Genomic DNA, 22,859 nt, shown 5'->3' with positions numbered 1-22,859 from the left:
GGGCGTCGCCTCAGCCTATTCGGCAGCGGTGCGCCGCGCCGCAACGACCTGATTGAGAAATGCGCGCAGGGCTGCCGGACGCACCGGCTTGTTCTGCACGGCAATGCGCTCGGCTTCGGCGGCCCCGCGCACTTCCGCGGAACGGTCGGCTGTGATCAGCAGCGCGGGAAGATCGGTATTCCAGAGGGCCCGCAAGCGGCGAACCGCGTCGATGCCGTCGCCGTCGTCAAGGTGATAATCGGCAACGACCACATCGGGCATGGTCGGCGTGCCCTGGCCAGCCATCGTCGGCACGCCGATATCGGCGAGCGCCGTCAAGCTTTCCACCTGGCAGCCCCACCCGCCGAGAAGAACCTTCATGCCTTCGATGATCGTCGGTTCATTGTCGATGATCAGGACCTTCAGCCCCGTCAGCGGTGTGGCGGGCAGGGGCGGCGCGCGCCGGACGGGGCTTGCGACCGGCCGCTTGAGATGGGTCTCGATCGGCACGCGCACGCGGAAGTCGGTACCCCGGCCAGCCATGGATCGCAGGCTGACCGGATGGTCGAGAACGCGTGCGATGCGATCGACGATCGACAGGCCAAGCCCCAGGCCGCTCGCCGTCTTCATCCCCTCGTCCAGACGCGCAAACTCGCGGAACACCGTGCGGAACTTCGATGTCGGAATGCCGATGCCGGTATCGACGACCTGAATCTCGACATACGGGCCACGTCGACGCGCGCCGATGAGGACGCCGCCATCGATCGTGTACTTGATCGCATTGGATACGAGGTTCTGGACGAGACGACGCATCAGGTTCGGGTCGGAGCGAACATAGACCGATGTCGGCATGACCTTGAAGGAAAGGTTTTTCGCGCGCGCGATCGGCGCGAAATCCGTCTCCACCCGCCGCAGCAGGTCGTTGAGGAGGAACGAGGAGACTTGCGGTTTCATCGCCCCGGTATCGAGGCGCGAGATGTCGAGAACCGCGCCCAGGATCGTCTCGACCGATTCCAGCGAGGAATCGATGTTGGCCACGATCTCCCGATTTTCCGAATCACCGATGCGTTCGACCAGGGACGATGAATAGAGACGCGCCGCGTTCAGCGGTTGCAGAATGTCGTGACCGGCCGCCGCCAGAAAGCGGGTCTTGCCGATATTGGCTTCTTCGGCCCCGGCCCTGGCGTCGGCCAGTTCCTGATTGACCCGCGTCAACTCCGACGTACGCTCGACCACACGTTGTTCTAGCGTCTCGTTGATCTGCTTCAGTGCCTTGTCCGCCGCGACGCGCTGGGTGATGTCGGCATAGGTCGTGACCACCCCCTTGTCCGGCATCGGGTTGGAGCGGATTTCGATGATCCGCTCAAGGCTGGGCAACTGCAGCTCGAAGGCGTGGTCCATCACCATGAAGTCGGCCAGCAGGCGTTTGCCCCCCGCTGCGTCCAGATCGCCTCGCTCCTTCAGTATCGCGATGATCTCGGTCAGCGGGAAGCCGACCTGGCCGACCGCCTCCGGTAGGCCGAGGAGGTCGCGAAAACGCGTATTCCAGACCGTCAGCCGGTTGGTCGCATCGAAGACGGAAATGCCCTGATCCATCTGGCCGAGCGCCGTCTGCAGGAGGTCGCGGTTGTACTGCAAGGCCTCGGAGGCCTCGTCGAGGAGGCGCGCAGTGGCGGCGGATGAGTCGTCGTGCTTTTGAAAGAGAAGCGAGAGGACGAGACGCGAGGAGGCCGAGCCGATGGCGCTGCCAAGCAGTTGCTCGGAAAAGCGCACGAGGCCCATGTCGACGGCCGAGGCCGGCTCGAGCCACCGCCCTGTCGTCGTCTCGTAGGTGTGGAAGGAGCGCTCGGTGCGCCGTTCGCCGAGGTAGCGGGCGATCGTCTGTTTCAGGTCCTTGACGGTCACCTTGGTCGACCAGCGTCCCGATGCCGGGTTGGCCAGTGAGCGCTGCGGGATGAAGGTGTTGGCCTGCAGCCGCTCCAGCGGGGTGAGTTCGCGCGACAGCGATCCCAGAACGTAGAGCAGAATATTGATCGACAGGCTGAGGATCGTCGCATTGAAGAGCGGGTCGGAGTTGGGCGGCGAAAAGGCGGCCGTTCCCGGCACCATGAATGCGAGGATGTTGGCGGCAATATAGGAATTGTCGGGTCCCCCCAGGCTGGGCACGAGGAGCAGATAAACCCAGACGAGAATCCCGCCGACGAGACCGGCGACCGCGCCTCTTGCATTGCCGCCGCGCCATATGAGCCCGCCGAAGAGTGCGGGCGCGAGCTGGGCGATGGCCGCGAAGGACAGCAACCCTATGGACGACAGGCCACCACTCACGTCGGCGGCGCGGTAATAGGCATAGCCGAGGAATACGGTGACGAAGATCGCGGTGCGGCGGATGCGCAGGATCGTGCGTGTGAAATCGCCGCGCGCCACGGCACGCCGAAAGAACTGCTGGCGCAAAAGGATAGGCATCACGATGTCGTTGGAGATCATGATGGCGATGGCGACCGAGGCAACGATGACCATGGCCGTGGCTGCGGAAAAGCCGCCGATGAAGGTGATCAGCGTCAGTTCGGGCACATCGTAGGCAAGGGGCAGCGACAGAACGTAGAGGTCGGCGTCGCCGGCGCCGTCAAAGGCCATCAATCCAGCGAGCCCTACCGGCAGCGCGAAGAGATTGATGGCGATCAGATAGGCGGGGAAGAGGAACGCGGCCATCTTCAGTTCGCCCTGCGTGCGGTTCTCGACGACCGTGACGTGAAACTGGCGCGGCAGAAGCAGGATTGCGAAGGCAGAAAGGACGGTCAGCAGGACCCAGCGGCCAAGCGAAGTCTCGTGCGCCATCGCCGTCATGGCCAGTTCATGCGAACGCGCCAGCTGGAAGAGTTCGGCCGGTCCGTCATAGAGCCAGAAGACGACGAAGAACCCGACCATGGTGAAGGCGACCAGCTTGACCACCGATTCCATCGCAATGGCGAGGATGAGCCCGTCCTGGTGTTCCGTCGCGTCGGTGTGGCGCGTCCCGAAGATCACGGCAAACGCTGCAAGCAGGAATGCCACCGTGAGCGAAATCTCCGTCAGGAAAAAGGAGCTCTGGATCTGTTCCAGATCGTTGGCATCGACCATCGCGGTAACGGTGCTGGAAACCGCCTTCAACTGAAGCGCGATGTAGGGGATCGCGCTGATAACGGCGATCGTCGCGACGATACCGGCAACCAGTGGGTTCTTGCCGTAGCGCGCGGCGATAAAATCCGCGATGGAGGTCAGCTTCTCGGCCTTGGCGAGGCGCACGATGCGGCGCACAATCGGGAAGCCGAGCGTGAACATCAGGATCGGCCCGATATAGATGCCCAGAAACTCCCAGCCCTTGTCGGCGGCAAGCCCGACCGAGCCGAAATAGGTCCATGAGGTGCAGTAGATCGCCAGGCTCAGCGAGTAGATCACCGGCCGGCCCGCAAGCCGCCGCTTGGGCCGCATCCCGATCCTGTCGCCATAGCTTGCTATGGCGAACAGCAGCATGATGTAGAGCAAGGCCGAGCAGAATATGACCCAACCGGCGACCATTAAGCCTCCCGCGCCACGAGGCCGATCCGCCTCCCCGCATCGACCATAGCGGCAAACGCTGCGACGGCAAATCGCCCCGCCCGCATCGGCTATTGTTTTATCTTATCATTCCCGCTGCTTATGCTAAATTCTCGCCTGTAAAGGGCGGGCTGCCAATCCTTTCCGCCCAGGTTGCGGCACGGCTGTTCCATTCGGGGAGACAAGCTCATGTTGAACGAGTTCAAGGAATTCATCGCGCGTGGCAATGTGATGGACCTCGCGGTGGGGGTCATCATCGGCGGCGCCTTCGGTCTCATCGTGTCGTCCGCCGTCGACGACATCGTGATGCCGATCGTCGGGGCTATCCTCGGATCGGGGGTCGACTTTTCGAACTACTTCCTGCCGCTTTCCGGTGACGTCAGCGCAAACTCGCTGGCGGCGGCGCGCGAGCAGGGCGCCGTGCTCGCTTACGGCAACTTCATCACCGTGCTGATCAACTTCCTCATCCTTGCCTTCATCATCTTCCTGATGGTCAAGGCCGTGAACCGGCTTCGGCGCAAACAGCCGGATCCGGCCGAGGCAAAGGCACCGCCGCCGGACATCCTGCTCCTGACCGAAATCCGCGACCTATTGAAACGCTGAGCACGATGTTTCATCACGCGGCGCGATCGGTCCATCATCGGATATGACGTGATCGCGGCAACGATTTGGGCTATCGCCGACGGACCAAAATTCCATCGGCGGAGATTGCCCGTTGTCACTCATCGACCACCTCAACCCGCTCGCCCGGCAGGCACCGGAAAGCGGCATCGTCGAAGTCGTCAATCATGGCCGGGGGCGTCCCGACCTCATTCCGCTCTGGGTCGGCGAGGGCGATCTGGCGACACCGGAGTTCATCGCGCGGGGCGTCGTTGAGTCACTGGCGAAGGGCGAAACCTTCTATACATGGCAGCGGGGCATTCCCGAGCTGCGCCGGGCGCTGGCCGATTATCACGCGCGTCACTTCGGTCGCACCTTTCAGCCGGAGAATTTCTTCGTCACGGGGTCCGGCATGCAATCGATCAGGATTGCGATCGAAGCGGTGGCGGGGCCGGGTAGCGAGATCGTCTATTTCTCCCCGGCGTGGCCAAACTTCAAGGCGGCGCTGGAGATTTCGGGGTCCGAGCCTGTTCCCGTGGTGCTCGATCACGGCGAGGAGGGATGGTCTCTCGACCTGTCGCGCGTCGAAGATGCGATCACTGCACGCACGCGCGCCATCTTCGTCAACACGCCCGCCAATCCGACCGGCTTCACGGCGGGTGCGGATCAGCTTGCCGACATCCTGTCGCTCGCCCGGCGGCACGGGCTCTGGATCATCGCCGACGAGATCTATGCGCGGTTCTTTTATGAAGGCGCCCGCGCGCCGTCCTTCTTCGATGTAGCGGCAGCCGAAGACCGGATCCTTTTCGTCAACTCCTTTTCAAAGAACTGGTCGATGACCGGTTGGCGCATCGGCTGGATCCATGCTCCGCGCGAGCTGGGGCAGGTGCTGGAAAATCTGATCCAGTACTCGACCTCGGGTGTCGCCCACTTCATGCAGCAGGGTGCGGTGCTGGCGCTGGACGAAGGCGAAGCGTTCCTGGCGAGCCAGATCGATCGGGCCAGTCGCGCGCGTGATCTGCTTTGCGACGCGCTGATCGCAACCGAACGGGTGCGCCTCGCAAAGCCTCAGGGCGCATTCTATGCCTTCTTCGCGATCGAGGGGATGGCCGATACCCGGCAAGCTGCCCTGGATCTCGTGGACGGGGCAGGGGTGGGACTGGCGCCGGGCACCGCGTTTGGGCGGGGCGGCGAAAAGTTCCTCCGCGCCTGCTTCCACCGTCGCCTCGATCAGGTCGAACAGGCTGCGGACCGGCTCGTGACGTTTATCAACGGGCTTTGAAGCCCAGTCTGGTAGGTTTGTGCCGGCTTGGTTGCATCTCCGGATGTTGCGCAACTGCAACAGGGGTGGGTTCTCGTCGATCGACCCTTGGAACGTAAAGAACTCGTATACATTTCTTGATCAGTTTGCTGCGGGGGCAGTGCCTTTTGTTAGTGTGTCCATGGAGACCAGATCATGAAGAAGCTTCTTATCACCACCATCCTCGCATCCGGCGTTGCCACCAGCGCGTTCGCTGCCGATGCCATCGTCTACAATGAGCCCACGCCGCCGGCCGCTCCGATGGTCGAGCCCGAGTCCAACTGGACCGGCCCCTACATCGGTGGCCAGGTTGGCTACGGCTTCGTCGACCCCGACCTTCCGGGCGTTGACGGCGAAGGCATCGTCGGCGGTGTGCATGCCGGTTACAACTACGACCTCGGCGGTTTCGTCGTCGGCGGTGAAGTCGACTACGACTTTGCCGACCTCGAAGTCGAAGACGACGTTCTCGGCGATGTCGGCCAGATCGACGGTATCGCGCGCGCCAAGGCCAAGGCCGGCGTCGATCTCGGACGCGTTCTCCCCTACGTGACCGCCGGCGGCGCATATGCCCATGGTGATCTCGCTGGTGAAGACGTCGACGACTTCGGCTTCCTCGTTGGCGGCGGCGTCGATGTCGCGGCAACCGACAACATCATCGTCGGTGCCGAATATCTCTATCACAACTTCAACAGCTTCGATGACACCGATGTCGACGTCGACGTCCACACGGTGCGCGCCAAGGCCTCGTTCAAGTTCTGATCCAGTCCGGCGTATGCCGAAAGAAATGGCGGCTCCGCGCTCTGCGGAGCCGCCATTTTTTGTTTTGCATCAGGGGCGCACGTCAGGCCTTCTCATCGTGCCGTCGGTTTGCCCTTTGCTGTCGATCGATCGCACACTACTGCAGGTGCGTGCGATGCTCGGGTACGAGTTCCTGCCGGTCCGGCGCTATGGCCTCCATGAGTGCCATCTCAATGAGGTAGCGCTGCATCGTGTTTGCCTTGCTCTTGGCCAGCGCGATCCGCAACGCTTCCACGACGGTCAAATCCATACATGCCTCCAACAGCCTATTCCTCGTAACATACGAATTCTGCGGGGAATCTTTATTCGAAGCGATAACTCGATCAGGTTATTGCCATCATTTTGATTGCCAATCTGTAACGTGTGTTTCGGAATGAGACGCTTTGGCAAGCTCAGGTTGAATTTCAGTCATTTCATGGGTACTTTTGAGTGTAATGTCATGGCTGAGTGCGGGTGGCGGCGAGCCAGTCACGCACACGCCGCTCGGATTCGCCGAGGTTTCGCGCCGACGGCCACACCACATGGAACCATCGGCCGGTCAACAATGCGTGATCGCTGATCCTTTCCAAAAGGCCCGCGGCGACAAGACGTTCGACAAGGTGGTGCCATCCGAGGGCTATTCCCTGGCCTTCCATCGTCGCCTGGATGACCAGCGCATAGTCGTTCATGACCAGCCCGCGGTTGGTTGGCAGATCCCGCACTCCCGCGCTGCGGAACCAGTCCCGCCAATCCGCCGCTGGGCGAAACGGCTCCTCAAGGTGAATCAACCGATGGCCGGCAAGGGCCGCGGTGGTTTGGGGACGTCCAAAATTGGCAAGATAGCGAGGCGCGGCCACGGCATAGATTTCTTCGCGCGCCAACGCGGCGCAATCAAAACCCGGCCAATCGGACGGCGTTCCGCCACGCACGGCGAGCGGGATTCCTTCGGCCACGATATCGATATCCCGGTCCGAGGTCTGAATCCGCAGATCGATCCCAGGCAGTTCATCGCGCAGCTTCTGCAGCCGGGGCATCATCCAGAACGAGGCGAAGGCCGTGGAAGCGGCCAGCGTGACGTGAGATCCCGATCCTTGCGCCCGAAGGGCCTCGGCGGACTTGCGAATGTGGGACAGGCCGAGCGTCACATCGGCGAAGAACCGTTCGCCGGCGTCGGTCAGACGCACCCGGCGATGGCTCCGGTGAAAGAGCATGGTGCCGAGCTGGGCCTCGAGGCGGCGGATCGCATAGGACACGGCCGCCTGGCTCATGCCGAGCTCTCGGCCTGCATCGGTGAAGCTCGACAGGCGTCCCGCGGCCTCGAACACCACGAGCGCGCCGGCTGACGGCAGGAGATGACGCAGGCTTTGCATAAATGGAAATTATACAAGACATGACTTTTTTCCAGCGTCACAACGGTGTTGCGCACAGTTAGCCTCACTGTGGTCGACACGGGAGGTCACGATGGAAGGTGCAGCGGCAGGCCGACAGGACGAGGGTTCTTCCCGGCGCGCGGGACGACAGGGACGACGCGAGCGCGCCGCTTCGGCGCAGCCTCCGGCCCAGCCATTCATTCGCCGCGCCATTCCTGCCTATGACATCCTTTCGGAAGAAGGCCTGCTGCGCATCGAGCATACGGCTGAGCGTATTCTGGCGGAGATCGGCATCGAGTTTCGCGACGATCCCGAGGCTCTTGAACTCTGGCGCCGGGCCGGCGCCAACCTCGACGGCGTGCGCGTCCGGTTCGAGCCAGGCATGCTGGCCGAAATTCTCAAGACCGCACCGCGCCGCTTCGTTCAGCACGCCCGCAATCCGGCGCGGTCGGTGGAAATTGGCGGTGACAGCGTGGTCTTTTCGCCCGCCTACGGGTCGCCATTCGTCATGGATCTTGATCGGGGACGGCGTTACGGAACGCTGGAAGACTTTCAGAACTTCATCAAGCTCGCCCAGTCGTCGCCCTGGCTGCATCATTCCGGCGGTACCATCTGCGAACCGGTCGACCTGCCGGTCAACAAGCGACATCTCGACATGGTGCAAAGCCATATCCGCTACTCCGATCGACCTTTCATGGGGTCGGTGACGGCTGAGGAGCGCGCCGAGGATTCCATCGAGATGTGCCGCATCCTCTTCGGCTCGGACTTCGTCGATGCCAATTGCGTGATCCTCGGCAACGTCAACGTGAATTCCCCGCTCGTATGGGACGGGACGATGACACGGTCGCTGCGTGCTTATGCGCGCGCCAACCAGGCCGCGGTGATCGTGCCATTCATTCTGGGCGGTGCCATGGGGCCGGTGACGAATGCGGGTGCCATTGCGCAGTCGCTGGCCGAAACCATGGCCGGCTGCGCGCTCACCCAGCTGGAGCGGCCGGGTGCTCCGGTGATTTTTGGAAATTTCCTGTCATCGATGTCCCTGAGAAGCGGATCGCCTACCTTCGGTACGCCGGAGCCGGCCGTCGGGTCGATGGTCGTCGGTCAGCTTGCGCGCCGTCTCGGCCTTCCGCTGCGTTGTTCAGGAAACTTCACGACATCGAAGCTGCCCGACGCCCAGGCGATGGCGGAAGGAACGATGTCCATGCTCGCCGCGGTGCATTGCGGCGCCAACTTCATTCTGCATTCGGCCGGCTTCCTCGATGGGCTTTTGTCCATGTCCTACGAGAAATTCATGATGGACACGGACCTGTGCGGGGCGCTCCACACCTACCTCGCCGGCGTGGTGATCGACGACAATGCGCTTGCCATGGATGCCTTCCGCGAAGTGGGACCCGGCGCCCATTTCTTCGGCTGCGACCATACGATGCGCAATTATCGCACCGCTTTCTTCGACAGCGCCATGGCCGACAATGAAGCGTTCGAGAAATGGGAGGCCGCTGGTGCCAGCGACGCTGCGACCCGTGCCAATGCCCGTTGGAAGCAGGCGCTGGCGGAATACGAAGCTCCGCCGCTGGAGACCGCGATCGACGCGGCCTTGTCCGATTTTGTCGCGCGACGCAAAGCCGAAGTGGCCGACGCGTGGTATTGATGGCGTCTGCGGCCACTTCGATGGACCATTCATGGCAATGACTTCCGATCCCCTTCTGCAACCCTATCAGCTCAAGCATCTGACGCTCAGGAACCGGATCATGTCGACCGCGCATGAGCCGGCTTATTCGGAGGATGGCCTGCCGAAGGACCGCTACCGGCTCTATCATGTCGAAAAGGCGCGCGGCGGTATCGCACTGACCATGACGGCCGGCTCGGCGATCGTGTCGCCCGACAGTCCGCCTGCGTTCGGCAATCTGCATGCCTATGACGATGCGATCGTGCCCTGGCTCAGGCGGCTGGCCGACGATTGCCACGAACACGGCGCCGCGGTGATGATCCAGATCACGCATCTTGGCCGGAGAACGGGATTCAACAAGGCCGACTGGTTGCCGGTTCTGGCTCCGTCGCCCGTGCGCGAGGCGGCCCATCGCGCCTTTCCCAAGGCGGCGGAAGATTGGGATATCGAGCGGATCGTCGCCGATTATGCCGATGCGGCCGAACGGATGAAAGCGGCAGGCCTCGATGGAATAGAATTCGAGGCCTACGGCCATTTCATGGACGGCTTCTGGTCGCCTGCCACCAACCTGCGAGAAGACGATTACGGTGGCTCGCTGGACAACCGCCTGCGCTTCACATGGCAGGTCATCGATGCGGTGCGCGCGCGTGTGGGAAGTGACTTCATCGTCGGCATCCGCATGGTCGCGGACGAGGACTGGGACAAGGGGCTGACGCGGGCGGAAGGGGTCGAAATCGCCCGGCGTGTCGCCGCCTCCGGCAAGTTCGATTTCATCAACCTGATCCGTGGACATATCGATACCGACGCCGCTCTGACCGGCGTCATCCCGATCGCCGGGATGCGGGCCTCCCCGCATCTCGATTTTGCCGGTGAAGTGCGGGCCGAGACGAAGTTCCCCGTTTTCCACGCCGCGCGCATCGCCGATGTCGCGACCGCACGGCACGCGGTGGCGGAAGGCAAGCTCGACATGGTCGGCATGACGCGTGCACACATCGCCGATCCCCACATCGCGGCGAAGGTCGCGCGCGGCGAAGAGGCGCGCATCCGACCTTGCGTCGGCGCTACCTACTGTCTCGACCGGATTTACGAGGGCGGCGAGGCGCTCTGCATCCACAACGCCGCGACCGGACGGGAGGCGAGCCTGCCGCACCAGATCGAGCCCAGTTCCACGCCGCAGCGCGTCGTCGTCGTGGGCGCGGGGCCGGCCGGCCTGGAGGCCGCGCGCATTGCGGGCGAGCGTGGCCACTCCGTGACCGTTCTTGAGGCGGCGTCGCGTGCCGGTGGCCAGGTCCTCCTTCTCGCCAAGAACCCGCGGCGCCGCGAGTTGATCGGCATCGTCGACTGGCGTCTTTCGGAGCTGGAGCGGCTGGGCGTTGTGATCCGCTACGACACTTTCGCAACGGCCGACGACGTGGCCGACCTGTCGCCCGATGTGGTGGTCGTCGCGACAGGCGGCATGCCGCAGTCGCCGCCGCTCGACGAGGGAGCGGATCTTGTCGTGTCCTCATGGGACATTCTCGGTGGAACCGCGCGCCACGGCGCCAACGTCCTCGTCTTCGACGACAATGGCGGCCATCAGGCAATGAGCGCGGCCGAGATCATCGCCCGCGCCGGAGGTCAGGTCGAACTTGTTTCACCGGAACGCTTCTTCGCGCCGGAAATGGGCGGGGCCAATCATGTGCCCTACATGAAGGCGTTTCAGGAGCACGGCGTTCGCGTCACCATCAACACGCGACTCGTTGCGGCGCGGCGCGAGGGCAACCGGCTGGTTGCCGTCCTCGGCTCCGACTATGCGCAAGGCTGGCACGAGGAACGGTTCGTCGATCAGATTGTCGTCGAGCACGGCACATTGCCGCTCGACGAACTCTACCATGACCTCAAACCCGCTTCGCGCAACGGCGGCGCGATCGACTATGCGGCGCTGCTGTCTGGCGGTGCGATCTTTCCGGAGCGCAATGGTGAGGGCGCGTTCTGGCTCTATCGCATCGGCGATGCGGTGGCCTCCAGAAACATCCATGCAGCGATCTACGATGCCGCCCGGTTCGGCATACGGTGGTAGGGGACGTCTTGCCAAATCTCAGGCGTCGGAGCGATCGGCGTCCCAGAAATCCTTCAGAAAGGCGAGCGAGCCGCTGATCCTGCCGGTCTGGCACCGCTCGAAGAAGTGGTCCGATCCGAGATCGGCAAAAGCCGGGAAGGCGGCGAGGCTGTCTTCCGGTGCGTTCTTGAAGGCCATCGACCAATCGGAAAAATCCCGTTCGGCCTTGCTGCCCTTTTCGATGACGATCTTGGTATGGTGGCGCGGATCGGCGAAGATCTTCTCGCGCAGGGTCTCGATCTCGCCAGCATCGCCTTCAAGCAGTTGCATGAAGCTGCCCCTGCGACCGTCGCGGCCGTAGGCGAAGACGAGCATGCCGGAAATGTCGGCGCCGGCATTGTATTCCCGGCTCTTGGCGAGAATGTCCTTCAGGTCGCCATCGCTCACAGCCTTGGTGGCCTGGCTGACATATACAAGATAATCGACTGCCACGCGGTCTTCCCCTCTCCAGATTGCATGTGCCCTCAGATCTTTCGTTCGAGAACATAGGCGAGAGGGCGTGGACGTCAATCGCGTGAATTTCACATCGTCAAATCAAATTTGACGATTTCAATTCCGTTTGACATAAATTCGACATCGTTCGTACGATTGGCGGTGTAGAGGAGATTGTATCCGTGTCAGCGAGCGAGACAGATCGGCAGGATGTTCCGGCCACCGGGCGCACCGACGAGGTACGCTCGCGCAAGGCCGGCGAGATCAGGACGATCCAGTCCGTCGACAGGGCGTTGACGCTCCTGGAAATCCTTGCCGGCAAGGATCATCCAATCCTCCTCAACGAATTGGCCCGATCATCGGGCCTCAATCTATCGACCTGTCACCATCTGGTGTCGACGCTGGTGGCACGCGGTTATGTCATCCATGCCGGGCGCAGCCGCGGCTACATGATCAGTTCGAAGCTGAGCGATCTCGCAGATCTCGCCAACCACGAATTCGATCTTCTGAATTTCGTGCATGCCGACCTGCAGGAACTCAATGCCAATCTGCGCGAGAGTGTTCAGATGGCGGTGCTGCGCGGCTCCGCGCTCATCACGCAGATCAAGTTCGGCTCCATGATGCCAACCCACGTCGAGCCCGACGAGGTCAAGAAAATGCGCGCGGCGCATGCCACGGCCACCGGCAAGGCGATTCTTGCCTGGCTGCCGGAAACCGAAATGGCCCGTGCCGTGTCCGACAACGGGCTGACCGGGTTCACCGACAACACCATCACCTCGCTCTCGGCGCTGATCGAGGAGTTGCGGCTCGTTCGCCGTCAGGGCTTTGCAGTCGACAACGAGGAGCTGGAAAACAACGTCATCTGCTACGGGGCGGCGCTACGCGACGGGACCGGAGCAGTCCTCGGATCGATCAGCGTTTCGATCCCGAAAAGCCGCGCCAGCGCCGACTACCGTGCCCACGTGACGCGTGCGGTCGTGCAATGCGCGCGCAAGCTGTCCGACCGGCTGCGCGTCGGACATTTCTAAGACCTTTAACCGTTTGCACTATCTGGAGGAGCAAGAACCATGGCTATGCCTGAAGGCGTGAAGACCCACCCCGACTACCCGGTTCCGGAGACGATGAAGGCCTGGGTTCTCGGCGATCCTGGCCAATTGACCTTCGTGGACAAAGCCGTGCCGTCTCCCAAGAAGGCCGAAGTGCTGGTGCGCATCGATGCCGTGGCCATCTGCGCCACCGATCTGGAGATCATCCACCACGGCCCGCCCGCACAGATCGAGGGCGGCAAGCCCTTCAACAAGAATTTCACGCCCGGCCATGAATATATGGGCACCGTCGTCGCGCTCGGACCGGGCGTCGACGAATACGAGATCGGCGAGCGCGTGACGGTCGAGATCCATGCCGGCTGCGGCCAGTGCAAGCGCTGCCGTCAGGGTATGTATACCTCGTGCCACAACTACGGAAAGAACTACGGCGACGTAGACAAGGGTCACCGGGCCAACGGCTTCACCACCGATGGCGGGTTCTGCGAATACCAGGTCAACAACATCAACACGCTCGTGCACGTTCATGACGAGATGAGCGACGAGGAGGCCACACTGGTCGTCACCGCAGGCACGGCGATGTACGGCCTGACCGAACTCGGCGGTCTCGTTGCCGGGGAAAGCGTCGTCGTCAGCGGTCCCGGACCGATCGGCCTTCTCGGCGCCGCCGTCGCCAAAGCACTGGGCGCCCAGCCGGTCATTCTCACCGGCACGCGCGACAACCGGCTGGAGATCGGCAAGAAGCTCGGCGCCGATCATGTGATCAACGTGCGCAATGAAGACCCCGTCGAGGCCGTGCGCAAGCTGACCGACGGCAAGGGCGTCGACTATGTCGTCGAGTGCTCGGGCGCGCCGAACGCGGTCAACGAAGCGGCGCAGATGCTCAATCGCGGCGGCAAGATCTGTCTCGCGGCCTTCCCGAGCGACGCCGTACCGGTCGACGTCGCCTATCTCGTGCGCAACAACATCTACGTTTTCGGCATTCGCGGCGAAGGCAAGACGGCCACTCACCGGGCCGAGGCGTTCATGCGCCAGAAGCGTTTCGACGCCACGAAGATCCACACGCACACCTTCGACATGGAGGATCTGCCGGAAGCCCTGCGCTACGCCAAGGACCGCGTCGAGGATGCGATCAAGGTCGTCGTGCGCAACAAGCATGCCGCGCAACAGGTGCTTGCAGCCGAATAGGCCGCATCAAAGGGAGGCGTGCCGATGTTCACCTTCGATCACTATCTATGCCCGAAGGACCTGCGAGAGGCGCTCGAGATGATCGAGCGCCTGCCCGAAGACGGCAAGATCATCGCGGGAGCGACGGATGTCGTGCCCTATGCCCGCGAAGGGCGGGGCGGCGACATCCACTTCTCGACCATCGTCGACCTCAGCCGCGTCGATGAGTTTCGCGGCTACGAGATTGCCAAGGGCAAGGTTCGCCTCAACGCAAATGTCGTCTTCCAGGACTTCCTGGAGGACGACGAGCTGAGGGCGCATCTGCCGTGCATGCCTTACTGCGCCATCTGGTTTGCCGACGACCAGGTGCGCGAACAGGCAACGCTCGCCGGCAACATCGCCAACGCTTCGCCTGCAGCCGACGGCACGCCGCCGCTTCTGGCGATGGACGCGGAAGTGGAGATCGCGCGTCTGGTTGACGGCGAGGTGCGTTATCGCACGATCTCCATCGACGCCTTCGTTCACGGTCCGGGGAAGACCCGGCTCGAGAAGGGTGAGTTGATCTGCGCGGTCACCTGCCGGTCCATGAAGGGCTACGGTGGATCGTTCCAGAAGGTCGGTCAGCGTCGGTCTCTCGTCATATCGAAGGTGTCTGCCGTCGCTCTGGTGAAGACCAGCGCAGACGGACGCACGTTCGAGGACGTGCGTCTCGCGCTTGGCGGCATCGGCCCGGTGCCGGTGCGGCTGACCGATATCGAGGACATGTTGAAGGGGCAGGCGATCACGCGCCGGCTCATTGCCGAGGCAAGCGTCATCCCGGCCGATCGCGTCGCCTCGCGGTCACGCGTTGAATATCGCAAGCGCGTGGTGCGCGGATTTGTGGAAGCGGCGATCGAGGACGCGCTGGTTGCCTGCGGCGCGCCGATGCCCACCGAAGAGCAAAGGGAGGCAGCCCATGCCTGACACAATGCTGAACATGACCGTCAACGGCCGCAAGGTCGCCAAGCCGATCAACGGCCAGTACCGCCTGCTCGATTTTCTTCGCGAGGAAGTGCACCTGACCGGCGCCAAGGAAGGGTGCGGCGCGGGCGAGTGCGGCACCTGCTCCGTGTTCGTCGACGGCAAGCTCGTGAAATCCTGCCTGATGCCGACGGCCAAGGCCGATGGCGCAGAGATCCAGACGGTCGAAGGGCTGGCGGGTCGCGGCGAACTCACGGCGCTGCAGCAGGCCTTCCACAAGACCGGTGCCAGCCAGTGCGGCTATTGCATTCCGGGCATGGTGATGGCCGCGACGTCGGCGCTGCGCGAAAATCCCTACGCCGATATCGAGGAGATCAAGGAACGCCTCGGCGGCAACATCTGCCGTTGCACCGGCTACACCAAGATCTTTGAAGCCGTCGAATTGGCGCGTGACGTGATGAACGGGCGCCTGCCGGCGACGGCACTCGATCCCGATGGCGCGGGCGAGTCCTATATCGGCAACAACGTGCGTCGTCTCGACGCGCCGAGCAAGGTATCCGGTGCCTTGAAATACGCCGGCGACATGGTGATGCAGGACATGCTGCATATGCAGGTTCTGCGCAGTCCCCACCCGCATGCGCGGATCGTTTCCATCGATACTTCCGCCGCCGAGGCCCTCGAAGGCGTCGAGTGCGTGATTACCCACAAGGACGTCCCCGGCAAGGATGGGTTCGGGGTCTTCGTACACGATCAGCCGGTCATGGCACGCGACAAGGTTCGCTATGTCGGTGAGGCCGTGGCTGCGGTTTCAGCTGAAACCCACGAGATCGCCCGGCGGGCGCTCGCACTGATAAAGGTCGAATACGAGGAACTTCCGGGCGTCTTCGACCCGGAAGAGGCGATGCAGCCGGGCGCTGTCGTGGTGCACGATTATGCGCAGGACAATGTCGTCAAGCACATCCCCATTCGCAAGGGCGATGTCGAGGCGGGCTTCGCTGCGGCCGATATCATCGTCGAGAACAGCTATTCGACCCAGCAGGTCGAACACGCCTATCTCGAGCCGGAGGCAGGGCTTGCGTATGTCGATCACGACGGTGTGGTCACGGTGGTCTCGCCGAGCCAGAACATCACCCACCACCGGCACATGCTGTCGACCATCATCGACAAGCCGATCAACAAGGTCCGGTTCATCATGAGCCCGGTCGGCGGCGGCTTCGGCGGCAAGGAAGACATGATCTATCAGGGCATGCTGGCGCTGACGGCGATGAAGACCGGCCGGCCGGTGCGGCTCGTCTTCACACGCGAAGAGTCCATCCTTTCGACCGCGAAGCGCCATCCTTCGCGCGTCACCTACAAGATGGGCCTCAAGAACGACGGACGCATCACCGCCGTCTCGTTCCGCATGATCAGCGATGGCGGCGCATATGGCATGTCGACGGAAGGCGTCATGCGCAAGGCGGCGATCCTGTCGCTGGGCCCCTACGACCTCGCCAATGTCGAGATCGATACCTATGGCATCTACACGAACAACACGCCGTCGGGGGCATTCAGGACCTTCGGCGCGATGCAGGCGCAATTCGCGACGGAATCGCACCTCGATATCTGCGCGGAGAAGCTGGGACTCGACCCGTTCGAAATCCGGCGCCGAAACATGATGAAGATCGGTTCCCTTACGCACACACAGCAGAAGCTGGAGACGGTCTCGATCGCGGAAGTGCTGGAAACGGCCGAAGCCTTCTGCCGATGGGAAACGGGAGCGCCCACCAGCCGCGGCGCGACACGCACGGACCTTGGCGGACCGGACACGCGGGCGTCCTGCACGCTCGGCGCGCGCTTCCGCCAGATCGTCGATGACAAGAAGCAGGAGGTGGCGTGATGGCACGCAGGGCACGCGGCCGCGGCATGGCGGCATCCTGGTACGGCATCGCCCGCACCGCGACGATCGACCGCGCAGGCGCATGGGTGGAAATGGATGACGGCGGCACGGCCAAGGTCGTCACCGGCGTCACCGAAATCGGCGAAGGCATCCTGACGGTGCTGGCGCAGATCGCGGCCGAGGAACTCGGCGTGCGGCCTGAAGACGTGACGATCGGCGACAACGACACGGCGCGCTCGCCGGAAGCGGCGCATGCCGGCGCCACGCGGCAGACCTACATGATCGGCAATTCCGTGGCGATCGCCTGCCGCGATGCGCGGGTGAAACTCGACCGTGAGCTCGCCGATCACTGGCAGGTTGATGCCGGCACCATCAAGGCCTTCGACGGCGAGATCTGGGCCGAAGGCACCAACAAGCGCATGACGGTCGAGGAAGCCATCGACCTTTGCAAGAAGCGTGGTGTCGTGCCGGTCGGGTCCGGCTCCTTCACCGCGCATGGCACCGGTCTCGACCCCGTCGACGGCTCAGGGGCGCCCTGGCAGGCTTATGTCTTCGGCTGTCAGGTTGCAGAAGTCGAGGTCGATACGCTGACCGGCGAAGTGCAGGTACTCGGCATGTGGGCCGTGCATGATGTCGGCCGCGCCATCAATCCGCGCGGCGTCGAGGGTCAGATCGAAGGGGGCATCGTTCAGGGGCTCGGGCAGGCGCTGATGGAGGATTATCAGCTGGACAAGGGCCACACCACGACGCACGGCTTCGCCAAATACATCCTGCCGACCTCGCTCGACATCCCGCAGATCAACACGAAGCTTGTCGAAGATCGCGATCCCCGTAGCCCGCTCGGCGCCAAGGGGATCGGCGAGCCGGCCCTGGTGCCGACGGCGCCGGCGATCATGAACGCGATCTACGACGCCATCGGTGTGCGCATCACGTCGCTGCCAGCGACGCCGGAGGCCATTCTCAAGGCACTCGAGGAGAAGGAAGCAGCCGCACTGCAGATGACGGGCTGATAACGGCGCGATTCTTCGAGAGGGAGTTCGGGGGAAACGTTTAGCCGCGGCATGAGCCGCAAAGCATCAACGGGAGGAGTGAAATGATGTCTACGCTTAGCAAGGGTGGTATCTTTGCCACCGCATTGGCCGTGTTCGCCATGGGCGCCAGCCTGCCAGCCAAAGCCGAATATCCCGAAAAGCCGGTGGAGATGACCGTGCTGTTCGGCGGGACCGCCAACACCATCGCTCAGTTGCTTTCCGAACTGATGGCCGAGGAGCTCGGCAGTCCGGTCGTTCCGGTCTCGCGCACCGGCGGTGGCGGCGCCATCGGCTACGCCCACGTCCAGTCGATGCGGCCGGATGGTTACAACGTCGTCTGGAACTCCAATTCCATCAACACGAGCTACCACCTCGGCACGCTCCCCTTCAATTACGAAGCCTTCGATCCGGTCGCGCAGATCTCGGTCGAAGTGCCGGTGCTGGCGGTCAGCGCGGACAAGGGCTGGACCAATCTTGAGGAAATGGCCGCCGCGGTGAAGGAAAGTGGCGAGACCTACAATATCGGGATTTCCGGCAAGGGTTCGTTCACCCACCTGACCTCCGTTGCGCTGTTCAATGCGATGGGGATCGGCGACCAGATGAACTACATCTCCTATGGTGATGGCAAAGCGCCGGTCGAACTGCTCGCGGGTCGAATCGATGCGGCCATTCAGTGGCCGGGCCAGTTCCTGTCCTATGTGGAATCCGGCGATCTTTCGGTGATTGCCTCGACGGGTGCCGACCCGGTGAGCGTGCTGCCGGATGTCGAAACCGCGCAGGCGCAGGGCTTTGATGTCGACATCTCGATGTGGCGTGGCATCGCCGTCCCCAAGGGAACCCCGGAAGAGGTCATCGTGAAACTCGAGGAAGCGGCGAAGAGCGCCGTGGAATCGGAGAAGTTCCAGTCCGCTGCCCAGAACATCGGCTTCGAGCCGTCCTTCAAGGGCCATGCCGAATTTGGTGAAGTCATAGCTGAGGACGACGCCTTCTACGCGTCGCTTCTGCAAGAACTTGGCATGACCAACTGAAGCTGAGCGCGTGAGCGGGAGGATGATGATGCCGCAGAAGATGCAAGACGCTTTCGTGGGCGCGGTGCTGCTTTCCGCAGGACTCGTCTGGTGTGTTTTGGTCTGGCGGACGATCCCGCCCGGTACGGGAGGCGGGGACGTTGGTCCCCGCGCCTTTCCTCTGCTGCTCGGCGCCCTGCTGTCGATCCTTTCGGCGGTCATGATCATCAAGGCATTCACTGGAACGCCGGCCGTCGAGGCCGACCTGCCGATCGACGATGCCGAACCGGAGGACAGTTCAACTGGCGGAAGCGTCGGATGGCTCACCGTTTTCCTGACATTCGCGCATATGATCGCCTACGCGTTCTTGATGCAGAAGCTCGGCTTCCTGCTTTCCACGGTCGTCGTCGTGGCGTCGATCATGGTGACCTGCGCGGGTGAACGATCGCCGCTGCGCATCGTCGGCATGAGCGTCGGTGTGGCGGTCATGTGCTGGCTCATCTTCGGCAAGCTGCTTGGCGTCTATCTCGCCAACGGCACCTGGATCAATCTGGGCTGAGGAGGCGATCATGGACCAGTTTCTCAACGCCGCGATCATGACACTCCAGCCCGAAGTGCTTGGTGCCATTGGGCTCGGTTCCCTGATCGGCCTCATCTTCGGCTCCATTCCCGGCCTGACATTCACCGTCGCGCTGGCGCTTGCACTGCCGCTGACCTTCAACCTCGACTCCATTTCCGCGATCGGCCTGCTTCTCGGCACCTATATCGGTGGCATGACGGGCGGCTCCGTTTCCGCGATCCTATTGGGCATTCCCGGCACGCCGTCCGCCGCGGCCACCGTTTTCGATGGCTATCCGATGGCCAAGAACGGCCGCGCCTCACTGGCGCTTGGCATGGCCGTCATCGTCTCCGTCTTCGGCGGCATATTCAGTCTCGTCGTCATGGTTGTCGCCGTTCAACTCGTTTCCAAGGTGGCAATCACCTTCGGGCCCGCCGAGATATTCGCGCTCGTGGTCTTCGGTCTGTCCACGATCTGCGGCATGGCCGGCCGATCGCTCCTGCGCGGCCTGATCGCCGGGGTCATCGGCCTGATGCTCATGACCATTGGTCTCGATGCGTTTGACGGCGTCCAGCGGCTGACATTCGGCTCGACCAACATGCTGCAGGGGATCAATCTCCTGGTCGCCATGATCGGCCTTTTCGCTGTGCCTTTCGTTATCCAGGTCTTCGACGAACACCGTCGCGGCATCAAGCCGCCGGCGCAGGCGACCGACGTGCGGGCGGAACTGCCGTCGTTCCGGCTGATGTTCGCAAATCTCTGGCTGATGATCCGCTGCGCATTCCTCGGCACCGGCATCGGCGCCATTCCCGGTACCGGCGGACCCATCGCGGCCTTTCTCGCCTACGATCACGCCAAGCGGTTCTCCAAGGAGCCGAAGACATTCGGCCGAGGCAACATCAAGGGCGTCATCGCGCCCGAAACGGCCAACAATGCGGTCACGGGCGGGACCATGATTCCCCTGTTGGCGCTGGGCATTCCAGGCGACCCGGCTACCGCGATCGTGCTTGCCGGCCTGCAGATTCACGGCATTGTTCCCGGTCCTGCCCTGTTCATGACCAACCAGACCGAAGTCTATGGGATCTACATCTCCATCGTGGTCGCCTATGTGGCGATCCTCGTCATGCAGTTGCTGGGCATCCGGCTATTCGTGCATGTCCTGCGTGTCCCGCCGCGGCTGATGGCGATTGTCGTCATCGTGCTTTGCGGCATCGGCGCATTCTCGGTCCGAAACAGCATCTTCGATGTCTACACGATGGCGATCGTCGGGTTGCTGGCCTATGGGCTGATCAAGGCCGACATCCCGGCAACGCCGATCATCCTCGGACTCGTGCTCGGCCCGATCCTGGAAAGCGAGTTCCGCACGGCCATGAATCTTTCGGGCGGCGATTTCGCGATCTTCTACACGTCGCCGACGGCACTCGTCTTCTTCGCCCTTGCGCTGTTGATCGTCGGTCTGCAGCTATCGGGCGAATTCTTCCGGAAAAAATCCAAGAACGCAGCAGTTGGAACCAGCAATGCTTAAGAGTGATCAACAGGGTCCGGAGATGACCATGCGGCGGCGCGCCAAGCTTCTCGCCAAAAGCCCTGACGTGAATGCCGCCTTCGCTTCGACCGGCGAGCGCGGACCGGTGGAGATGACATTGTCGGAGGCGCTTGTCGTGGCGCTCCTGAAGCAGGGCGTGACGCACTATTTCGCGATCTTCGGCCATGGATCGACCGATCTCGGCGAGGTGCTCCGCATCTACTGCGAGGAAGGTGCGGTGAGCGTCGTCAATTGCCGCAACGAGGTGGAGATGGCACATGCGGCGACCGCCCATGCCTGGCAGTATGGGCGTACACCCGCCGTCGTGACATCGATCGGTCCGGGCGGTCTGCAGGCCATGGCCGGCTCGCTCGCGGCCGCGTCGAATGGCATCGGCGTCTATCACATCTACGGCGATGAGACGACGCGCGGCGAAGGCTACAACATGCAGCAGGTGCCGAAGCCCGAGCAGGGCATTTTCGGAAAGATCACCGCGCTGATGGGACAATCGCACACGCTGCACACGCCGGAATCGCTGCGCGAATGCATGCGCCGCGGCACGAACTGCGTTCATCATCCCTATCGTCCGGGCCCCTTCTTCATCATGCTGCCGATCAACACGCAGCCGCAGATGGCAAGCGTCAATATCGATACGCTGCCTGCCCGCATGGCGCTGCCCGCGGTCGCGCCCGCCGACGAGGCACCTTATGACGCGGCCGCCCGGCTCATCGGGCTATATGACAAGGTCGTCATCAAGGCCGGCGGCGGCACGCGCGCTCATGGCGACGCAGTGCGCTCGCTGGCCGAAGCAAGCGGGGCGGCCGTCGTCCTGTCGCCCGGCTCGACCGGTGTGCTGCCCGACGCGCATCCGCAAAACATGCATGTCGGCGGATCGAAGGGGTCGATCAGCGGCAACTTTGCCATGGAGAACGCCGAACTCGTCATCTTCATGGGTTCGCGCGGCGTGTGCCAGGCCGATTGCTCGGGCATCGGCTATCCCAATGCCAAGGCGGTTATCAACATCAACGGTGATATCGCCGACGTCACGCACTACGCCAACACGCTCGCTCTGCCGGGGGATCTTTCAGCGGTCACCGACCGTCTGGTCGCCCGCCTTTCGGGGGAGGCTCGGGAAGCTGTCATCGATCGCTGGCTGCCGGCTTGCGCGGAGAAGAAGCGCGAGTGGCGGGTGTGGAAGGAACAGCGCGTTACCGCCAAGCCGATCGCCGACGACGTCTGGCAGTGCTCCGTCCTCACGCAGCCCGCGGCGATCCACACGGTCGCAACCTTCGCCAAGCGCATCGGCGCGGCGAAGTTCTTCGATGCCGGCGACGTCCAGGCGAACGGCTTCCAGATCGTGGAGGACGATGCCGTCGGCGAGACCTTCACCGAAACGGGCGCATCCTACATGGGCTTTGCCGGCTCGGCCCTCCTCGGGTCGGCAGGCGTCGAGAATCCCCGATACGGGATCGCGTTCACCGGCGACGGCTCGTTCATGATGAACCCGCAAATTCTGATCGATGCCGTCGAGCATGGCGTCAAAGGCATGATCGCACTCTTCGACAATCGGCGGATGGCCGCGATCACGAGCTTGCAGTATGCCCAGTATGGCCAGGAGTTCCGCACCAACGACAGCGTCGCCGTCGACTATGTGGCACTTGCCGGCGCGGTCAGCGGGGTGAAAGCCCTTCACGGCGGAACCAGCCGGGGGGAACTGGAAGCGGCACTTGAGGCCGCTCATGCCCACGATGGGCTGTCGCTCGTCCATATCCCGGTCTATGCAGGCCGCGATCCGATCGCCGAAATGGGGGCCTACGGTTCGTGGAACGTCGGCAATTGGGTGGACGATGTCCAGGCCCGCTATCTTGAACAGACCATCTGAAGACGGACAGAATT

Annotated in this window: 18 protein-coding genes; 14 read left to right on the top strand and 4 right to left on the bottom strand. The window is 62.9% G+C overall.

Going from position 1 to position 22,859, the window contains the following annotated elements; all coding sequences use genetic code 11:
* Positions 1 to 15 precede the first annotated feature (15 nt).
* Positions 16 to 3,534, bottom strand: coding sequence for a hybrid sensor histidine kinase/response regulator (locus tag CN673_RS18375; RefSeq protein ID WP_099867868.1), 3,519 nt, complete (start codon positions 3,532 to 3,534; stop codon positions 16 to 18).
* Positions 3,535 to 3,741: 207 nt separating this feature from the next.
* Between CN673_RS18375 and mscL the strand changes: the two genes are divergently transcribed.
* The 3 genes from mscL to CN673_RS18360 all read left to right on the top strand — a co-directional run bounded on the left by mscL (position 3,742) and on the right by CN673_RS18360 (position 6,211).
* The gene (mscL, locus tag CN673_RS18370) at positions 3,742 to 4,155 is read left to right on the top strand and encodes a large conductance mechanosensitive channel protein MscL (RefSeq protein WP_099867867.1); all 414 of its coding nucleotides are present in this window, start codon (positions 3,742 to 3,744) and stop codon (positions 4,153 to 4,155) included.
* A 112-nt stretch (positions 4,156 to 4,267) separates the two neighbouring features.
* On the top strand, positions 4,268 to 5,434 hold the full coding sequence (locus tag CN673_RS18365; RefSeq protein ID WP_099867866.1) for a pyridoxal phosphate-dependent aminotransferase: 1,167 nt from the start codon (positions 4,268 to 4,270) through the stop codon (positions 5,432 to 5,434).
* A gap of 174 nt (positions 5,435 to 5,608) precedes the next feature.
* Positions 5,609 to 6,211, top strand: a complete 603-nt coding sequence (locus tag CN673_RS18360) for an outer membrane protein (RefSeq protein ID WP_099867865.1) — start codon at positions 5,609 to 5,611, stop codon at positions 6,209 to 6,211.
* 136 nt (positions 6,212 to 6,347) lie between these two features.
* Here the strand turns inward: CN673_RS18360 and CN673_RS20955 are convergent, their stop codons facing one another.
* Both CN673_RS20955 and CN673_RS18355 read right to left on the bottom strand, forming a co-directional pair.
* Positions 6,348 to 6,500, bottom strand: a complete 153-nt coding sequence (locus CN673_RS20955; protein WP_157928946.1) for a hypothetical protein — start codon at positions 6,498 to 6,500, stop codon at positions 6,348 to 6,350.
* Between the two features lie 187 nt (positions 6,501 to 6,687).
* Positions 6,688 to 7,599 carry a LysR substrate-binding domain-containing protein gene (locus CN673_RS18355; protein WP_099867864.1) on the bottom strand — a complete coding sequence of 304 codons (912 nt, stop codon included), beginning with the start codon at positions 7,597 to 7,599 and terminating at the stop codon, positions 6,688 to 6,690.
* A 91-nt stretch (positions 7,600 to 7,690) separates the two neighbouring features.
* On the opposite strand from CN673_RS18355, the gene CN673_RS18350 reads away from it, so the two are divergent.
* Positions 7,691 to 9,247, top strand: a complete 1,557-nt coding sequence (locus tag CN673_RS18350; protein WP_099867863.1) for a trimethylamine methyltransferase family protein — start codon at positions 7,691 to 7,693, stop codon at positions 9,245 to 9,247.
* Between the two features lie 31 nt (positions 9,248 to 9,278).
* Positions 9,279 to 11,324 (top strand): oxidoreductase, encoded by a 2,046-nt coding sequence (locus CN673_RS18345; RefSeq protein WP_370853073.1) that lies wholly within the window; start codon positions 9,279 to 9,281, stop codon positions 11,322 to 11,324.
* Positions 11,325 to 11,342: 18 nt separating this feature from the next.
* Here CN673_RS18345 and CN673_RS18340 read toward each other — a convergent pair whose 3' ends face one another.
* On the bottom strand, positions 11,343 to 11,795 hold the full coding sequence (locus CN673_RS18340) for a BLUF domain-containing protein (protein WP_157928945.1): 453 nt from the start codon (positions 11,793 to 11,795) through the stop codon (positions 11,343 to 11,345).
* A 182-nt stretch (positions 11,796 to 11,977) separates the two neighbouring features.
* Here CN673_RS18340 and CN673_RS18335 point away from each other — a divergent pair, with 182 nt between their 5' ends.
* The 9 genes from CN673_RS18335 to CN673_RS18295 all read left to right on the top strand — a co-directional run bounded on the left by CN673_RS18335 (position 11,978) and on the right by CN673_RS18295 (position 22,845).
* Entirely contained in the window at positions 11,978 to 12,823 is an 846-nt protein-coding gene (locus CN673_RS18335) for an IclR family transcriptional regulator (protein WP_099867861.1), read from the top strand.
* Positions 12,824 to 12,862: 39 nt separating this feature from the next.
* Positions 12,863 to 14,026 carry a zinc-dependent alcohol dehydrogenase gene (locus CN673_RS18330; protein ID WP_099867860.1) on the top strand — a complete coding sequence of 388 codons (1,164 nt, stop codon included), beginning with the start codon at positions 12,863 to 12,865 and terminating at the stop codon, positions 14,024 to 14,026.
* 24 nt (positions 14,027 to 14,050) lie between these two features.
* Entirely contained in the window at positions 14,051 to 14,968 is a 918-nt protein-coding gene (locus CN673_RS18325) for an FAD binding domain-containing protein (protein ID WP_099867859.1), read from the top strand.
* Positions 14,961 to 16,841 carry a molybdopterin-dependent oxidoreductase gene (locus CN673_RS21490; protein WP_099867858.1) on the top strand — a complete coding sequence of 627 codons (1,881 nt, stop codon included), beginning with the start codon at positions 14,961 to 14,963 and terminating at the stop codon, positions 16,839 to 16,841. The genes CN673_RS18325 and CN673_RS21490 overlap by 8 nt, the downstream gene beginning before the upstream one ends.
* Positions 16,841 to 17,851: a xanthine dehydrogenase family protein molybdopterin-binding subunit gene (locus CN673_RS21485; RefSeq protein ID WP_099867857.1), complete on the top strand. Its 1,011-nt coding sequence runs from the start codon at positions 16,841 to 16,843 to the stop codon at positions 17,849 to 17,851. The genes CN673_RS21490 and CN673_RS21485 overlap by 1 nt, the downstream gene beginning before the upstream one ends.
* Before the next feature lie 86 nt (positions 17,852 to 17,937).
* On the top strand, positions 17,938 to 18,900 hold the full coding sequence (locus tag CN673_RS18310) for a Bug family tripartite tricarboxylate transporter substrate binding protein (RefSeq protein ID WP_245409987.1): 963 nt from the start codon (positions 17,938 to 17,940) through the stop codon (positions 18,898 to 18,900).
* A gap of 28 nt (positions 18,901 to 18,928) precedes the next feature.
* Positions 18,929 to 19,438 (top strand): tripartite tricarboxylate transporter TctB family protein, encoded by a 510-nt coding sequence (locus CN673_RS18305; protein WP_157928944.1) that lies wholly within the window; start codon positions 18,929 to 18,931, stop codon positions 19,436 to 19,438.
* A gap of 10 nt (positions 19,439 to 19,448) precedes the next feature.
* Complete coding sequence (locus CN673_RS18300) at positions 19,449 to 20,963, top strand: tripartite tricarboxylate transporter permease (protein WP_099867855.1); 1,515 nt, start codon at positions 19,449 to 19,451, stop codon at positions 20,961 to 20,963.
* A complete protein-coding gene (locus tag CN673_RS18295; protein WP_198586054.1) occupies positions 20,956 to 22,845 on the top strand; it encodes a thiamine pyrophosphate-dependent enzyme in 1,890 nt (629 codons plus the stop codon). Before CN673_RS18300 ends, CN673_RS18295 begins: the two co-directional genes overlap by 8 nt.
* Positions 22,846 to 22,859 lie beyond the last annotated feature (14 nt).

Source organism: Neopararhizobium haloflavum, from assembly GCF_002750855.1.
Lineage (GTDB): Bacteria > Pseudomonadota > Alphaproteobacteria > Rhizobiales > Rhizobiaceae > Georhizobium > Georhizobium haloflavum.
Note: the sequence above shows the minus strand (reverse complement) of the source record. Positions and strands in the feature narration are given on the sequence as shown.

Bases quoted from the DNA above. Each gene is read 5' to 3' on its own strand.
- CN673_RS18375 (WP_099867868.1), bottom strand. From the start codon at position 3,534: ATGGTCGCCGGTTGGGTCATATTCTGCTCGGCCTTGCTCTACATCATG.
- mscL (WP_099867867.1), top strand. From the start codon at position 3,742: ATGTTGAACGAGTTCAAGGAATTCATCGCGCGTGGCAATGTGATGGAC.
- CN673_RS18360 (WP_099867865.1), top strand. From the start codon at position 5,609: ATGAAGAAGCTTCTTATCACCACCATCCTCGCATCCGGCGTTGCCACC.
- CN673_RS20955 (WP_157928946.1), bottom strand. From the start codon at position 6,500: ATGGATTTGACCGTCGTGGAAGCGTTGCGGATCGCGCTGGCCAAGAGC.
- CN673_RS18355 (WP_099867864.1), bottom strand. From the start codon at position 7,599: ATGCAAAGCCTGCGTCATCTCCTGCCGTCAGCCGGCGCGCTCGTGGTG.
- CN673_RS18350 (WP_099867863.1), top strand. From the start codon at position 7,691: ATGGAAGGTGCAGCGGCAGGCCGACAGGACGAGGGTTCTTCCCGGCGC.
- CN673_RS18345 (WP_370853073.1), top strand. From the start codon at position 9,279: ATGGCAATGACTTCCGATCCCCTTCTGCAACCCTATCAGCTCAAGCAT.
- CN673_RS18330 (WP_099867860.1), top strand. From the start codon at position 12,863: ATGGCTATGCCTGAAGGCGTGAAGACCCACCCCGACTACCCGGTTCCG.
- CN673_RS18325 (WP_099867859.1), top strand. From the start codon at position 14,051: ATGTTCACCTTCGATCACTATCTATGCCCGAAGGACCTGCGAGAGGCG.
- CN673_RS21490 (WP_099867858.1), top strand. From the start codon at position 14,961: ATGCCTGACACAATGCTGAACATGACCGTCAACGGCCGCAAGGTCGCC.
- CN673_RS21485 (WP_099867857.1), top strand. From the start codon at position 16,841: ATGGCACGCAGGGCACGCGGCCGCGGCATGGCGGCATCCTGGTACGGC.
- CN673_RS18310 (WP_245409987.1), top strand. From the start codon at position 17,938: ATGTCTACGCTTAGCAAGGGTGGTATCTTTGCCACCGCATTGGCCGTG.
- CN673_RS18305 (WP_157928944.1), top strand. From the start codon at position 18,929: ATGCCGCAGAAGATGCAAGACGCTTTCGTGGGCGCGGTGCTGCTTTCC.
- CN673_RS18300 (WP_099867855.1), top strand. From the start codon at position 19,449: ATGGACCAGTTTCTCAACGCCGCGATCATGACACTCCAGCCCGAAGTG.
- CN673_RS18295 (WP_198586054.1), top strand. From the start codon at position 20,956: ATGCTTAAGAGTGATCAACAGGGTCCGGAGATGACCATGCGGCGGCGC.